The sequence below is a fragment of the Mesorhizobium sp. BAC0120 genome (genome assembly GCF_033542235.1).
Lineage (GTDB): Bacteria > Pseudomonadota > Alphaproteobacteria > Rhizobiales > Rhizobiaceae > JAWRCU01.
Genome location: NZ_JAWRCU010000005.1, coordinates 108,996 through 123,872, shown reverse-complemented (window position 1 = coordinate 123,872; position 14,877 = coordinate 108,996). Strand labels below are relative to the sequence as shown.

Annotated in this window: 13 protein-coding genes; 10 read left to right on the top strand and 3 right to left on the bottom strand. The window is 64.3% G+C overall.

Going from position 1 to position 14,877, the window contains the following annotated elements; all coding sequences use genetic code 11:
• The first annotated feature begins 79 nt into the window (after positions 1–79).
• Positions 80–562: a Holliday junction resolvase RuvX gene (ruvX, locus tag SAZ10_RS13600; RefSeq protein WP_318609779.1), complete on the top strand. Its 483-nt coding sequence runs from the start codon at positions 80–82 to the stop codon at positions 560–562.
• Here ruvX and SAZ10_RS13595 read toward each other — a convergent pair.
• From SAZ10_RS13595 to SAZ10_RS13585, 3 genes are all read right to left on the bottom strand, one after another.
• A complete protein-coding gene (locus SAZ10_RS13595; RefSeq protein WP_318609777.1) occupies positions 529–840 on the bottom strand; it encodes a DUF6105 family protein in 312 nt (103 codons plus the stop codon). The two genes, ruvX and SAZ10_RS13595, sit on opposite strands and share 34 nt — an antisense overlap.
• Complete coding sequence (locus tag SAZ10_RS13590) at positions 837–1,229, bottom strand: hypothetical protein (protein WP_318609776.1); 393 nt, start codon at positions 1,227–1,229, stop codon at positions 837–839. The genes SAZ10_RS13595 and SAZ10_RS13590 overlap by 4 nt, the downstream gene beginning before the upstream one ends.
• 160 nt (positions 1,230–1,389) lie before the next feature.
• Positions 1,390–3,015, bottom strand: coding sequence for a DNA alkylation response protein (locus tag SAZ10_RS13585; protein ID WP_318609775.1), 1,626 nt, complete (start codon positions 3,013–3,015; stop codon positions 1,390–1,392).
• 153 nt (positions 3,016–3,168) lie between these two features.
• Here SAZ10_RS13585 and SAZ10_RS13580 point away from each other — a divergent pair, with 153 nt between their 5' ends.
• The 9 genes from SAZ10_RS13580 to SAZ10_RS13540 all read left to right on the top strand — a co-directional run bounded on the left by SAZ10_RS13580 (position 3,169) and on the right by SAZ10_RS13540 (position 14,797).
• A complete protein-coding gene (locus SAZ10_RS13580; protein WP_318609774.1) occupies positions 3,169–4,134 on the top strand; it encodes an aspartate carbamoyltransferase catalytic subunit in 966 nt (321 codons plus the stop codon).
• Entirely contained in the window at positions 4,131–5,417 is a 1,287-nt protein-coding gene (locus SAZ10_RS13575; RefSeq protein ID WP_318609773.1) for a dihydroorotase, read from the top strand. Before SAZ10_RS13580 ends, SAZ10_RS13575 begins: the two co-directional genes overlap by 4 nt.
• Positions 5,418–5,428: 11 nt before the next feature.
• On the top strand, positions 5,429–6,013 hold the full coding sequence (gene plsY, locus SAZ10_RS13570) for a glycerol-3-phosphate 1-O-acyltransferase PlsY (protein WP_318609772.1): 585 nt from the start codon (positions 5,429–5,431) through the stop codon (positions 6,011–6,013).
• Positions 6,010–7,146, top strand: coding sequence for a DNA-processing protein DprA (gene dprA / locus SAZ10_RS13565; RefSeq protein ID WP_318609771.1), 1,137 nt, complete (start codon positions 6,010–6,012; stop codon positions 7,144–7,146). Before plsY ends, dprA begins: the two co-directional genes overlap by 4 nt.
• A gap of 195 nt (positions 7,147–7,341) precedes the next feature.
• Complete coding sequence (gene topA, locus SAZ10_RS13560) at positions 7,342–9,897, top strand: type I DNA topoisomerase (RefSeq protein WP_318609770.1); 2,556 nt, start codon at positions 7,342–7,344, stop codon at positions 9,895–9,897.
• A gap of 4 nt (positions 9,898–9,901) precedes the next feature.
• Positions 9,902–12,211 (top strand): ribonuclease R, encoded by a 2,310-nt coding sequence (gene rnr / locus SAZ10_RS13555; RefSeq protein WP_318609769.1) that lies wholly within the window; start codon positions 9,902–9,904, stop codon positions 12,209–12,211.
• Complete coding sequence (locus SAZ10_RS13550; RefSeq protein ID WP_318609768.1) at positions 12,208–12,642, top strand: DUF983 domain-containing protein; 435 nt, start codon at positions 12,208–12,210, stop codon at positions 12,640–12,642. The genes rnr and SAZ10_RS13550 overlap by 4 nt, the downstream gene beginning before the upstream one ends.
• A gap of 17 nt (positions 12,643–12,659) precedes the next feature.
• On the top strand, positions 12,660–13,397 hold the full coding sequence (locus SAZ10_RS13545) for an NUDIX hydrolase (RefSeq protein ID WP_318609767.1): 738 nt from the start codon (positions 12,660–12,662) through the stop codon (positions 13,395–13,397).
• 209 nt (positions 13,398–13,606) lie between these two features.
• The gene (locus tag SAZ10_RS13540; RefSeq protein ID WP_318609766.1) at positions 13,607–14,797 is read left to right on the top strand and encodes an MFS transporter; all 1,191 of its coding nucleotides are present in this window, start codon (positions 13,607–13,609) and stop codon (positions 14,795–14,797) included.
• Positions 14,798–14,877: the final 80 nt, after the last annotated feature.

Below are 14,877 nucleotides of genomic sequence, written 5' to 3'. Positions count from 1 at the left end.
TCTCGTCTCCGGCTCGATTTATTGTGGCTGGGAGGATAGGACGCGGCCTGTCGAAGTCAAAAGGAAAGCGCGCCGCAGCGTGATCGTGACCATAGAGGAATTGCCGCAGTTGCTTGCCGCCGGAGGAACGGTTGCCGGGATCGATCTCGGCGACAAGACGATCGGGCTGGCCGTCTCGGACCGCTCGCTCGCCTTCGCCCATCCGCGGCCGGTCATTGCCCGCAAGAAATTCTCGCAGGATGCGCCCACCCTGATTGCGGCACTGGGCAAAGACGACGTGCGCGTGGTGGCAATGGGACTCCCCGTAAACATGGACGGCAGCGAGGGACCGAGGGCGCAGGCCTCGCGAGCTTTCGTGCGCAACATCGCGAAGCTGACGGACCTGCCCTTCCTGTTCTGGGATGAGCGGCTATCGACAGTCGCCGCCCAACGGGCACTCATCGAGATGGACGTCTCACGGAAGAAGCGGGAGAAGCGTATCGATTCGGCCGCGGCCGCTTTCATCCTGCAGGGCGTGCTCGACCGACTTCAGGCGCTGGGCCCGGATTCGACCGGGAAATAGCGCTCATAGCGGCGGCGGGCCGATGCGGCGATCTCGCGGCGGCGGCGAAAGGCCCAGATTGCAATGAGTATTGCGGTGTCCACGATGCAAGCGTGCGCGATCATTGCCGGGATGGTCTTGGGGTCGACGCCGAGCACGTTTCCGTAGATCTGGAAAACCAGGTCGTGCAGGCGCCGCGACAGATAGATGCTGCCGAAATTGATGTCGTTGAGAGACAGGAAGTACCAGCCCCAAAAAAGAGCAAGCGGCGTCGCCCAAACGGCAAGAACATATTTCATCGACTGCCTCCGAGCGCCCCCGCGCTGGGCCGGCCGGAAATGCGGGAAAGCAGCGCGGCATGAGCGCCGCGGGCCGCAGCAATGCCGGCGAGCGCCCGCAAAGCAAGTCGTGTGACGGGCTCGGCATTGCCGCGGATCATTCCCTCGCCGAAAAACGCCGTCGCCGGCGTCCATAGGAACAGGACGCAGGCGACGGCGAAAGCGAACGAAAAGAAGCCCGTTAGGAGCGGCCCGCCACCCATGAGAAAGGCATCCGGCGTTGGAGCCGCGCCAAGGAAGGTCAGCGCAGCAAGAATGCCCTGCTCGGGATTGAGCGTCGACACCATCGCAAGCGATGCGAAGGCTGCAATCCAGTAAGAGGCGATGAGTAGCGTAAAAATATGCCGCATGGGGCTCCCGTCGTCCTGACTCGGACAGTGGGCTTCCGGGAGTTGGGCCGCAACATAAACCATTTGTTAAGGTTAACGGCTATCCACAGGTCCTGGCTGAAGTCTGATCCGCGCTTTCCGGTCCCCCCACCAGGATATCGGCGGTGCCTACGACAACCGCCTACATCGCAGGGTAAAGCGTATCGACTATAAGCCGCGCGTCGTGGCGGGCGTCGAGCATGCCGTATGTCGCGCGCCATTGGCCTGCGAGCCGCGTCTCCATGAATGCGTCGGCGATGCGGCCTGCGCCGAGCCGCTTCAGTTCGGCAGCGGCGGCAGAGAGCGCAAGCTGCTCGGCGAGGATGCGAGCCGAACCCTTGTCCTGGCTGGCGACCTGAATGGCTGCCTTGAGCACGGTCACCGTGCCCGGTCCGCCGGGACCCAGGTCCTTTTCGATTCCGGCAAGAACGTCGTCGAACAGGTTCGGTGCGCGCGAGAGCACGCGCAGCACGTCGAGTGCCATGACGTTACCCGAGCCTTCCCAAATCGCATTCACCGGAGCCTCGCGATAGTAGCGGGCAAGCGGCGCTTCCTCGACATAACCGTTGCCGCCCAGACACTCCATCGCTTCGTAGAGCACGGCCGGTGCGATCTTGCAGACCCAGTATTTGACGACCGGTGTCATGGCGCGGGCAAAGGCCGCCTCGCCGCGGTCGCTCGCCGCCTCGTCGAAGGAGCGAGCCAGACGGAAGGACAGCGCCGTCGCCGCGGCAACGTCGAGCGAAAGGTCGGCCAGGACGCGCTGCATCAAAGGCTGCTCGATCAGCGGCTTGCCGAACACCTGCCGATGCCGCGCATGATGGACCGCTTCCGCCAGTCCGGCGCGCATGGTGCCCGATGACGCGATGGCGCAATCGAGCCTCGTCAGCGTCACCATGTCCATGATGGTCCTGACGCCGGCGCCCGGCTCGCCGACCATTTCGCCGATCGCCCCTACGAACTCCACCTCGGAGGAGGCATTGGAGCGGTTGCCGAGCTTGTCCTTCAGTCGCTGGAAACGGAAGCCGTTCCCCTCCCCCTCGCCGATCAGCCGCGGCACCAGGAAGCAGGAGAGTCCCTCGTCCGCCTGCGCCAGTACGAGGAAGGCGTCCGACATCGGCGCCGACATGAACCATTTGTGGCCGGTGATGCGGTGGAAGCCATTGCCGGCCCGCTCGGCCTTGGTAATGTTGGCGCGCACGTCGGTGCCGCCCTGCTTTTCGGTCATGCCCATGCCGAGGGTAAGGCCGGCTTTATCGACCGGCACCTTTTGCGCCTGATCGTACTTGCGCGTCGTCACGCGCGGCGCCCATTCCCGGAAGAGCTTCGGACTAGCCATCAGCGCCGCGAGCGACGCGCTGGTCATGGTGATGGGACAAAGATGCCCGGTCTCCAGCTCGGCGGTGAGGTAGAAGCGTGCAGCGCGGATCTGATGGCGCTTGCCGGTTTCCTCGGCGCCGTTCTCCCAGATCGACGAATGGAGCCCGGCGGCGATCGAGCGGCGCATCAGGGCATGGTAGGCCGGATGGTATTCGACGAGGTCGATCCGCCTGCCTTGGCGATCATGTGTCTTGAGCTTCGGGGTCTCGGTATTCGCGAGCCTGGCGAGATCCTGCGCTTCGGGTGAGAATACAAAGCGGCCGAGGGCGTCGAGGTCCTTCTTGACAGGCGCGGAAAAGAATTCCGCCAGCTGCACGAGGAGCGGATCGCCGCGCCAAGCATTGGTGCCGGAAAGCGGCGGCGGCTGGTTCGTCACCTCGTGCGTCACGGAGTTTCCTTTGGCCTTTGATTTTCCGGCGATTCTGCCCCTTCCGCTGCTTATAGCCCAAATTTTGCCCGACAAAATCCCGTGGGAGAATCAAAGAGAGGAAGCGGCACTGCTTGCGGCTCGCGAGGCTTGGTCCTATAGCGGCGCCTTGACATGACCGACGCAGCCCTTCCGCCGCTCTTCCCTCACCGCCACCTGCTCGGCATTCGCGATCTTTCTCCTTCCGACATCGAGCTCCTGCTCGACCGCGCCGATGCGGCGGTGGCGATCTCGCGCCGCCCGGACAAGAAGACTTCGTCGCTGCGCGGCCGCACGCAGATCAACCTCTTCTTCGAGGCTTCGACCCGCACGCAATCGTCCTTCGAGCTGGCCGGAAAGCGGCTCGGCGCCGACGTGATGAACATGTCGGTCGGCTCGTCGTCCGTGAAGAAGGGTGAGACACTGATCGATACGGCGATGACGCTTAACGCCATGCGGCCGGACATATTGATCATACGCCATGCCTCGGCGGGTGCGGCTGCCCTGCTCGCGCAGAAGGTCGGCTGCTCGGTTGTGAATGCCGGCGACGGCGCCCATGAGCACCCGACCCAGGCATTGCTCGATGCGCTCACCATCCGCCGCGCCAAGGGCAGAATCGCCGGCCTGTCGGTGGCGATCTGCGGCGACATACTGCATTCGCGGGTCGCGCGATCCAACATTCTGCTTCTCAATGCGATGCGTGCGGGCGTGCGCGTGGTGGCGCCCTCGACGCTGTTGCCTGCTGGCATCGAGCAGATGGGTGTCACCGTGTGCCGGACTATGGCCGAGGGACTGAAAGGGGCCGACGTCGTCATGATGCTTCGCCTTCAGCGCGAACGCATGACCGGCGCCTATGTGCCCTCAGTCAGAGAATATTTTCGCTACTTCGGCCTCGACGCGGAAAAGCTGAAAGCGGCGAAGCCGGATGCGCTGGTCATGCATCCCGGCCCGATGAACCGCGGCGTCGAGATCGCTTCGGAGATTGCCGACGGGCCGCAAAGCTTCATCCAGGAGCAGGTCGAGATGGGTGTCGCGGTGCGCATGGCCGTAATGGAAGCCCTGCTCGACCCGCGACGCAACGGTGAAGGCCACGCCGCATGAGTGTCACGGTCTTTCAAGGTGCTCGCGTCGTTGATCCCTCGCGCAACCTTGACGAGGTGGGCACCGTCATCGTCGACGGCAGGAACATCGTTGCCGCCGGAAAGGCTGCGCTGAACCAGGGCACGCCGGAAGGCGCTGAGATCATAGAGTGCGCCGGCAAGGCGGTGTTGCCAGGCCTTGTCGATGCGCGCGTCTTCATCGGCGAGCCCGGCGGCGAGCATCGCGAGACGATCGCATCGGCCAGTCTCGCAGCGGCCGCAGGCGGCGTCACTTCGCTCGTCATGATGCCGGATACGGACCCGGTGATCGACAATGTCGCGCTGGTCGAGTTCATATTGAGGACGGCGCGCGATACTGCGCTCGTCAACGTCTTCCCGTCTGCCGCCATCACCAAGGGTTTCGAAGGCCGCGAGATGACAGAGTTCGGCCTGCTCAAGGAAGCGGGCGCGGTCGCCCTCACCGAGGGCCGGCACAGTATCGGCAGCACGCTGGTCATGCGGCGCGCCCTGACCTATGCCCGAGACTTCGACGCGGTGATCGCGCACGAGACCGAGGATCGCGACCTCGCCTCGGGCGGCGTCATGAACGAGGGGCTTTACGCGAGCTGGCTCGGGCTGCCCGGAATTCCGCGTGAGGCGGAGACGATCCCGCTCGAGCGCGACTTGGCGCTGGCGCGCCTCACCGGCGGCGCCTACCATGCCGCGAAGGTCTCGACGGCACAGTCGGTCGCGGCGATCGCGCGCGCCAAGGCGGACGGAGCCAAGGTGACCGCGGGCGTCTCGATCAACAATCTGTCGCTCAATGACAATGATGTCGGCGAATACCGCACCTTCTTCCGGCTCGCGCCGCCGCTGCGCGCCGAAGAAGACAGGCTGGCCATGATCGAGGCGCTGAAGGACGGCGTGGTCGACATTGTCGTTTCGTCGCACGACCCGCAGGACGTCGACACCAAGCGCTTGCCTTTCGCCGACGCAGCGGCAGGGGCGATCGGGCTCGAAACGCTGCTCGGCGCGGCTTTGAGGCTCTACCATAATGGCGAAGTACCACTGATCAGGCTGATCGACGCCTTGTCCACGGCGCCGGCAAAGCTGTTCGGTCTGCCAGGCGGGACGCTCGCGCCGGGTGCATTTGCCGATCTCGTCCTGGTCGACCTCGACGAGCCCTGGATCGTACACGAGGCGGACATCCGGTCGCGCTCCAAGAACACCTGCTTCGAAGGCGCAAGGCTGCAGGGCAAGGCCTTGCAAACGATGATTGCGGGCCGCACAGTATTTCGGGGTTAGGGGGAAAACCGATGTTCGGTATCTTGGCGGCGCTCATTTTCGGCTACCTGCTGGGCTCGATTCCGTTCGGGCTGCTGATCACGCGCGCGGCCGGGCTCGGCGACGTCCGCAACATAGGCTCGGGCAATATCGGGGCCACCAACGTGCTCCGCACCGGCAACAAGGGGCTTGCCGCCCTCACCTTGCTGTTCGATGCGCTCAAGGGAACGGCTGCCGTGCTGATCGCCGGCTGGTTCAGGGGCGACCTTGCACTTTACGCCGGCTTTGCAGCGTTCCTCGGCCACATCTTCCCGGCATGGCTCAACTTCAAGGGCGGCAAGGGAGTCGCCACCTATCTCGGCGTGCTCGTCGGCCTCAACTGGCTGACCGGGCTCGTCTTCGCCGCCGTCTGGCTCGGCGTGGCATTCTTGACGCGCTTCTCATCCCTGGCGGCCCTGACGGCGGCGCTCGTCGTGCCGGTGTTCCTTTATTTCCTCGGTCAGGGGGACGTCGCCCTTCTCTTCCTGATCATGACGGCGATCGTCTACTACAAGCACCGCGCCAACATCGAACGGCTGCTGGCCGGGACGGAGTCGCGAATCGGGGACAAGGAATGAGCGACAGCGCAGCCGCGGGGCCGAGGCTCAGCGACCGCCAGCGTATCCATTGGCTCCGCCTCATCCGCACCGAGAATGTCGGGCCGGCGACCTTTCGCGACCTCATCAATCGCTTCGGCTCGGCCGAGATCGCGCTCGAAATGCTGCCCGAGCTCATGCTCTCGGGCGGGGCCAGGCGTCGGCCGCGTATTCCCTCACAGGCCGAAGCGGAAGCAGAGATCGAGGCGGCCGAGCGGGTTGGCGCCCGGCATGTTGCGATCGGAGAGCCGGACTATCCGCCGATGCTCAGACATACCGAGCCGCCACCGCCGATCGTGGCGGTCAAGGGCGAGGCCAAGGTATTCGCGTTGCCGGGGGTCGCGGTTGTCGGCGCGCGCAACGCGTCGCTCGCCGGAATACGCTTCGCGCGCAACCTCGCCGCCGAGATCGGCCGGGAAGGAAATGCGATCGTCTCCGGGCTGGCGCGCGGCATCGATACGGCAGCTCACCAGGGCGGCCTTGCGACAGGCACGGTCGCGGTGCTGGCCGGCGGGCTCGACCGGCCCTACCCACCGGAAAATGTCGGTCTCGCCGACGAGATCGCCGCGCACGGCGGCGCCATCATCTCGGAGATGCCGTTCGGCTGGGAGCCGCGCGCCAAGGATTTCCCGCGACGCAACCGGCTGATCGCCGGGCTGTCGCTCGGTCTCGTTGTCGTGGAGGCAGCGGACCGTTCCGGGTCGCTGATCAGCGCCAGGCTTGCTGGCGAGATGGGGCGTCTCGTCTTTGCGGTGCCCGGCTCCCCGCTCGACCCGCGTGCGGCTGGCTCCAACCGGCTTCTCAAGGATGGCGCGACCCTGGTCACCGAAGCACGCGACGTGCTCGATCACATCGCGCCTCTTTCCAGGGCTCCCGTCACACAGCGGCTGGTATTCGAAGAGCCGCCCGATTTCTCGGCAACGCCGCCGCCAGGCGATAACGATCGTGCAAAAATCCTGGAGGCGCTCGGCCCTACGCCGACGGGGGTAGACGAGATCATCCGCCATACCGGATTGCATCCGGCGCAGATATTCATGATTCTGCTCGAACTCGATCTTGCCGGCCGCCTGGAACGGCATGCCGGCGGCATGGTTTCGCTGCTCTACTCGGAGTAGCGGAAATCAAGGCTATGGGCCTCGATTCTCCATCCGGAGTTGCGCACATCCGGTGGACGTATCGGGCTGATTGCAGAAGCGAAAATCGGCTTGGGACTTGACCGCGGGCCGAAGCGCAGCCATTTGACGAGACTTCCGAGAGGCAACGGGTTGCGCCTGGCGCAAGCGCAGCACCCCAGGGACATGCACCGTAGAATGGACGTCGTCGTCGTCGAATCACCGGCGAAAGCCAAAACGATCAACAAGTATCTCGGCCGCAACTACAAGGTTCTGGCCTCCTTCGGTCACGTCCGTGATTTGCCGGCCAAGGACGGCTCCGTGCGCCCGGACGAGGACTTCGCCATGTCCTGGGCGGTCGATGGCCCCTCCTCGAAGCGCCTCACCGACATCGCAAAGGCCGTCAAGGACGCCGACGGGCTCATCCTTGCGACCGACCCCGACCGCGAAGGCGAAGCGATTTCCTGGCACGTTCTGGAAGTGCTCAAGCAGAAGCGTGCGCTGAAGGACAAACCGGTCAGCCGTGTCGTCTTCAACGCGATCACCAAGCAGTCCGTGCTCGACGCAATGGCTAATCCGCGCCAGATCGATGCCCCGCTGGTCGACGCTTATCTCGCGCGCCGCGCGCTCGATTATCTGGTCGGCTTCACGCTCTCGCCTGTGCTGTGGCGCAAGCTGCCCGGCGCGCGCTCTGCAGGCCGCGTGCAGTCCGTGGCGCTACGCCTCGTCAGCGACCGCGAGGCGGAGATCGAGCGCTTCGTGCGCCAGGAGTACTGGCAGATCGCGGCGCTGCTTTCAACACCGCGCCACGACCAATTCGAGGCACGACTGACAGCCTTCGACGGCAAGAAGCTGCAGAAGCTGGACATCTCCACGAAGGAACAGGCCGACGACATCGTCGCAATGCTCGACGGCGCGACGTTCCGCGTCGCTTCGGTCGAGGCGAAGCCGACCAAGCGCAACCCCGGCCCACCCTTCACCACCTCGACGCTGCAGCAGGCCGCCTCCTCGAATCTCGGCTTTGGCGCGTCGCGCACCATGCAGATCGCCCAGCGTCTTTACGAGGGTGTCGACATCGGCGGCGAGACGGCTGGCCTCATTACTTATATGCGTACGGACGGCGTGCAGATCGCGCCTGAGGCAATCAGCGCAGCGCGCAGCGAGATCGCGAGCTCGTTCGGCGACAAGTACCTGCCGGAGAAGCCGCGCTTCTACTCGACCAAGGCCAAGAACGCGCAGGAAGCGCATGAGGCTATCCGCCCGACGGATTTCTCGCGCACGCCGGCCCAGATGCGCAAGTTCCTCGAAGCTGACCAGGCGCGGCTCTATGAGCTGATCTGGAAGCGTTCCATCGCCAGCCAGATGCAGGCCGCCGAGATCGAGCGCACCACGGTCGAGATCGATGCGGTGAACGGCACCCGCAATGCGGGTCTTCGCGCGGTAGGTTCCGTCGTGCGCTTCGACGGCTTCCTCGCCGCCTATACCGACAATCGCGAGGACGATGCCGAGGACGAGGAGAACCGGCGGCTGCCCGAAATCCGTTCCGGCGAGACGCTCGCGAAGGACCGGATCGTGCCCACGCAGCACACGACCGAACCGCCGCCGCGCTACACCGAGGCGACACTGATCAAGAAGCTGGAGGAGCTCGGCATCGGCCGGCCTTCGACCTACACCTCGATCCTGAAGACACTCGAGGACCGTGAATATGTGACGATCGACAAGCGCCGGCTGTTCCCCGAGGCCAAGGGCAGGCTGCTTTCTGCCTTCCTCGAAAGCTTCTTCGAGCGCTACGTCGAATATGACTTCACGGCTTCATTGGAAGAAAAGCTCGACGAGATTTCGGACGGCAAGCTCGCCTGGAAGGAGGTGCTGCGCGACTTCTGGCGAGATTTCTCCAATGCCGTCAACGATATCAAGGAGCTGCGCGTCTCCGACGTGCTCGAGGCGCTCAACGAGGAGCTCGCACCTCTGATCTTCCCGCAGAAGGAGGATGGCAGCAACCCGCGCGCCTGCCCCAAATGCGGCACCGGCAATCTGTCCCTCAAGCTCGGCAAGTTCGGCGCCTTCGTCGGCTGCTCGAACTATCCCGAGTGCAGCTACACGCGCCAGCTAGGCGATGCAGCGAACGGCAATGGCGAGGCGGCCGCTCTCGAAGACGGCACCAAGGTTCTTGGCAAGGACCCGTATACCGACGAGGATATCACGCTCAGAAGCGGCCGCTTCGGTCCTTACGTACAGCGCGGCGAAGGCAAGGAAGCCAAGCGCGCCAGCCTGCCCAAGGGCTGGACCGTCGACACGATCGACCATGAAAAGGCGCTGGCGCTGCTTTCGCTGCCGCGCGATGTCGGCAAGCACCCCGAGTCCGGCAAGATGATTTCGGCCGGCATCGGTCGCTACGGCCCATTCGTGCTGCATGACGGCACCTACGCCAACCTGGACAATGTCGAGGACGTGTTCTCGATCGGCATCAACCGCGCCGTCTCGCTGATCGCGGAGAAGCAGTCGAAGGGCAAAGCAGGCCGCAATGGCGGCACGCCGGCTGCGCTCAAATCCCTTGGCGAACATCCCGACGGCGGCGAAATCACCGTGCGCGACGGCCGGTACGGCCCTTATGTCAATCACGGCAAGATCAACGCGACCCTGCCCAAGGGCAAGGATCCGGCCTCGGTGACCTTCGACGAGGCGGTCGCGCTGCTTGCCGAGAAGGCTGCCAAAGGCGGCGGGAAGCCGTTCCGCGGCCGCAAGAGGGCCTGACCGCTTGGCGCGCCGTGTATCCGGGCGAAAGACCAGCGGCAAGACGGCCGGGCAGACGACGCAGGCGACAAGGACCGAGTTCCGGCCTTCGCGCGAGGAGATCCTGCGCTACATCGAGCAGAACCCCGATCGCTCCGGCAAGCGCGAGATCGCCAAAGCATTTTCGCTAAAAGGTCAGGATCGCATCTGGTTGAAGGACTTGCTGCGCGAGCTCCAGGACGAGGGGCTCGTCAGCAAGAATCGCAAACGGCTGCTCAAGCCGGGTGCCCTTCCCAATGTCGTGGTCCTGGACGTTTACGGACGCAATGATGAGGGAGGCCTGCTCGCTCGCCCCTCCGAATTTGAGAGCGACGGGCCTGTGCCGATCGTTTCGATCCGCTCGCCGCGCGGCGTCAAAGGTCCCACCCCAGGTATCGGCGACCGGCTGCTTGCCAAAGTGTTCCCGGCCGACGATCCGGCCGGGCTCGCCTATACCGGCCGCGTTATCCGGGTGTTCGAGAAGCGGCGTGAGGCCGTGCTCGGCGTCTTCCGTGTCATGCGGGACGGCACATTCCGCATTGAACCGGTGGAGCGCCGCCAGCCCGAGCTTACGATCGAGTCGGAATACCGCGGGGACGCCAAGCATGGCGACCTCGTCGAAGTGGAGCCGCTGCGAACCGGCCGCTACGGCGTGCCGCGCGGCAAGGTGATCGCGGTGCTCGGTTCGATGACCAGCGAGAAGGCGGTCTCGATGATCGCCATCCATGCGCATGATATCCCGCATATCTTTCCGCAATCGGCGCTCGCAGAGGCAGATGCCGCTAGGCCTGCGACGATGGCCGGCCGCGAGGATTGGCGAAAAGTGCCGCTGGTGACCATCGATCCGGCGGATGCCAAGGATCACGACGATGCCGTCTTCGCCGAGCCCGATCCCGACGAAAGGAACCCGGGCGGCGTGATCGTAACGGTCGCCATCGCCGACGTCGCAGCCTACGTTCTGCCGAACTCGGCGCTCGACCGTGAAGCACTGCGGCGTGGCAATTCGGTCTATTTCCCCGATCGCGTCGTGCCGATGCTGCCGGAGCGCATCTCGAACGATTTGTGCTCGCTGCGCGAAGGTCAGAACCGCCCTGCCCTTGCCGTGCGCATGACCTTCTCAGCCGAAGGCCGGAAAATCCGCCATTCCTTCCATCGCGTCATGATGCGCTCCGCGGCAAGGCTCTCGTATCCGCAGGCGCAAGCCGCGATCGATGGCCGGCTGGACGAAACAACCGAACCGATCCTCGATCGCGTGCTGAGACCGCTTTGGAACGCCTATGCCGTGCTGCAGCGCGGCCGCAACGCGCGCGAGCCGCTGGAGCTCGACCTGCCCGAGCGGAAGATTCTGCTCAAACCCGACGGCACCGTGGGCCGCGTTGTCGTGCCGGAGCGGCTCGAAGCACACAAGCTGATCGAAGAGTTCATGATCCAGGCCAATGTCGCGGCCGCTGAAAGCCTGGAGGCGAAGAGGCAGGCTCTGGTTTACCGCATCCACGACGCGCCATCTCTCGCCAAGCAGGAGACATTACGCGAATTCCTGCAATCGATCGGGATGACCTTGGCGCGAGGCGCGCAGCTCAGACCTGCGCAATTCAACCAGATCCTGAAGCGGGTCGGCGGCACCGATAGCGAGGAGCTTGTCAACGAGGTCGTGCTGCGCACCCAAAGCCAGGCTGAATATTCGCCAGGGAACATCGGCCATTTCGGGCTCAATCTGCACCGCTATGCGCATTTCACTTCGCCGATCCGGCGCTATGCCGACCTTATCGTTCACCGCGCCCTGATTTCCGCGCTCGGCCTGGGCAGGGACGGCATCACGCCTAACGAAGAAGCACGGCTCGACGAGATCTCCGGGCTGATCTCCGCGGCGGAACGTCGCGCCATGGCGGCCGAGCGCGAAACGATCGACCGCCTCGTCGCCGGCTATCTGGCCGAGCGCAAGGGCGAGGCCTTCGAAGGCCGCATTTCCGGCGTGACCAAGGCGGGGCTTTTTGTCCAATTGCCGGAGTTCGGCGCAGATGGCTTTGTGCCGATATCAACTCTCGGTGGGGATTACTATATCTACGACGAGTCAACCCACTCCCTGTTCGGGGAACGTACCGGGCGCGGCTACCAGCTTGCCGATCGCGTGGAGGTCAGGTTGGTCGAAGTCGCGCCGCTGGCCGGCGCGTTGCGCTTCGAAATGTTGAGTGAACCCAAGGCGTTGCCCGGTGGAAAGCGATCTTTCCACAAGGCTAAGAAACGCCCCGCAGCCCGCGGTAAGCGGCCGGCCGCGCGGGCAAGGAGATCAAGATGAACCAACAGGTCTTTGGCGGCGTCAACCAGTCGCTGCGCCCGGCTCGTCCGCTGCTGACGGCGATTCAGAGGGGCTTTTTGGGCAAATGTCCGAACTGCGGCAAGGGCCGGCTCTTTGCCTCCTTCGTCAGGACGGTGAGCGAATGTGAGCATTGCGGCGAAGCGATCCACCATCATCGCGCCGACGATCTGCCGGCCTATTTGGTAGTCGTCATCGTGGGCCACCTGGTGCTCGGCGCCTTCATGGGATTCGAGTCCATGTTCGACCTCTCGCTGATCCAACAGCTCGCAATCTGGATTCCACTCACGATCGTGCTGGCGATCGGGCTGCTGCGGCCCGTCAAAGGCGCCGTGGTCGGACTGCAATGGGCCCTCTACATGCACGGGTTCGGCGGCGAGGAAGACGAAGTCGAGACGCATCCGGAAGTCTGATCGGGCTGATCAGGCGCATGCAGGCTAACCTCACCAAATCCGATATCGACAAGGCCGAAGGCCGCGATTTCGCCCTGGGCGAAGGGCCGAAGCGGCCGCGCGATGCGGCAACGCTGATCTTGATTGACCGCAGCGGCAGCGGCTTCAAGGTCTTGCTCGGGCGCCGGCACGCGAGGCACGCCTTCATGCCGGGAAAATTCGTCTTTCCCGGCGGCCGCACCGATCCTGCCGACAGCCGTATCGTGCCGGCAGGCGATCTGCATCCGCTCGAACTGGCAAAGCTCACGGCCCGCAACCGCGTCAGGCCCGGCCGCGCCCGTTCGATAGCTCTCTCGGCCGTGCGGGAGACCTATGAGGAGGCCGGCCTGCTGATCGGGCGCAAGGGCGCCTTCTCTGCAAAGTCCGAAGACTGGCGTGGCTTTGCCGATCACGCGGTGCAGCCATCGCTCGAAAACCTGCGCTTCGTGGCCCGCGCAATCACGCCGCCCGGCCGCGTGCGCCGCTTCGACACACGGTTTTTCGCGGCGTGGCGCGAAGACATCGCAATTGCGCTACCCGCAGGACCAACAGATGAGCTTGAGGAGATCGTTTGGCTGCCACTCGACGAGGCCAAGCGTGCCGACATTCCGACGATCACGAAAATGATCCTCGAAAGTCTGGAAGAAAGGCTCTCGACGGATCCCGATCTTGCACCGGGCGGCACAGTGCCATTCTACCGCCTCGTCGGGAAGCGCTTCGTGCGCGAGCTCCTCTAGTATCCAAATTTGAGGTGAAGACCGAGTGCGGCAGCCAATTTCGCGAGCAGCGCATCCTCAGAGGCTCTGGCCGTTAGACCATTGGTTTTACCGCGCATCCCGTGAACCGGAGGCAAACCGGCGTATTGACACGCGCCGGCCTATGGGTCACCGGAGACGCACTTCGCCTTCCCGCCAACAGACCTGACGCATTCTCCGGACTGAATTCAATGAACCATGATCCGGGTCGTTCCAAGCCTGCCGTGGTCGAGCGGACACATTGGCGCTCCATTTCGGCGGCGGTAGCCTCGATCAGCGTCGTCGGCATCGCCATCGGCCTGGGCACACCGCTGCTCAGCGTAATCCTGGAATCGCGCGGTCATTCGGCGAGCATGATCGGGCTGAACACAGCGATCGCCGGCATCGCCTCGATCGTGGCGGCGCCACTCGCCACCCCGCTTGCTATACGCCTGGGCGTGGTCTGGACCATGCTCGGCATGATCCTTGCCGGCGCGGTCGCTTTCCTCGGCTTCTATTTCGCGCCATTCTGGGCCTGGTTCCCGCTGCGCGCGATCCTGCATGTCGCGCTTACGATCCTTTTCATCCTCTCCGAGTTCTGGATCAGCATGTCGGCTCCGCCCCATCGGCGCGGCTTCGTGCTTGGCATCTATGCCACCGTGCTCTCGCTCGGCTTCGCCTTCGGCCCGTGGCTCTTCTCGAAAATGGGCAGCGGCGGCTTCCTGCCCTTCGGCGTGACGTTCGCGATCGTTCTCCTCGCGGCGATTCCGGTGCTGATCGCGGCCGGCGAAAACCCGGAGATCCATTCGCCCGAGGAAGAGCCGGTGGGCTTCTGGCGCTATATCTGGCTGGTGCCGACGGCGACGGCGGCGGTCTTCATCTTCGGCGCCGTGGAGACCGGCGGGTTCGCGTTGTTTCCGGTCTATGGCAACCGCATCGGCTATTCGGAATCCGCGGCGGCCTTGCTGCTTTCGATGATCGGTCTCGGCAACGTCATCCTGCAGATACCACTCGGTCTGGTCAGCGACCGGGTCCGCGATCGGCGCGGCCTGCTTTTGGGCTGTGCAATCGTCGGACTGGCCGGCATGCTGGCGCTGCCTCTTTATGTCTCGAACTGGTACTTCACCGCGGCGGTGCTATTCGTCTGGGGCGGCGTGGTGGCCGCGCTCTACACGATCGGGCTCGCCCATCTCGGCTCGCGACTTACGGGTCGAGAACTTGCGTCGGCGAATGCCGCATTCGTTTTCTGTTACGGCTTCGGAATGCTGATCGGTCCGCAGGTAATCGGCATCGGCATGGACATGCTCGGGCCGCCTGGGTTCAGCTACACGCTGGCGATGTTCTTCGCGCTTTACATCGTGCTTTCGGCAATTCGCATCTGGCGCGTGCCCAAGCGGGGTTGACTTTCCAGGCACGATCTTTATCTGTCGCGCCAGTTTTCCGCTCAAGAGTGCCGCCTGCCGGCATCATACGGCGGCACCAT

Excerpts from the sequence above, each read along its gene's own strand:
- SAZ10_RS13595 (WP_318609777.1), bottom strand. The coding sequence starts at position 840 with ATGAAATATGTTCTTGCCGTTTGGGCGACGCCGCTTGCTCTTTTTTGG.
- SAZ10_RS13590 (WP_318609776.1), bottom strand. The coding sequence starts at position 1,229 with ATGCGGCATATTTTTACGCTACTCATCGCCTCTTACTGGATTGCAGCC.
- SAZ10_RS13580 (WP_318609774.1), top strand. The coding sequence starts at position 3,169 with ATGACCGACGCAGCCCTTCCGCCGCTCTTCCCTCACCGCCACCTGCTC.
- SAZ10_RS13575 (WP_318609773.1), top strand. The coding sequence starts at position 4,131 with ATGAGTGTCACGGTCTTTCAAGGTGCTCGCGTCGTTGATCCCTCGCGC.
- plsY (WP_318609772.1), top strand. The coding sequence starts at position 5,429 with ATGTTCGGTATCTTGGCGGCGCTCATTTTCGGCTACCTGCTGGGCTCG.
- dprA (WP_318609771.1), top strand. The coding sequence starts at position 6,010 with ATGAGCGACAGCGCAGCCGCGGGGCCGAGGCTCAGCGACCGCCAGCGT.
- topA (WP_318609770.1), top strand. The coding sequence starts at position 7,342 with ATGGACGTCGTCGTCGTCGAATCACCGGCGAAAGCCAAAACGATCAAC.
- SAZ10_RS13550 (WP_318609768.1), top strand. The coding sequence starts at position 12,208 with ATGAACCAACAGGTCTTTGGCGGCGTCAACCAGTCGCTGCGCCCGGCT.
- SAZ10_RS13545 (WP_318609767.1), top strand. The coding sequence starts at position 12,660 with ATGCAGGCTAACCTCACCAAATCCGATATCGACAAGGCCGAAGGCCGC.
- SAZ10_RS13540 (WP_318609766.1), top strand. The coding sequence starts at position 13,607 with ATGAACCATGATCCGGGTCGTTCCAAGCCTGCCGTGGTCGAGCGGACA.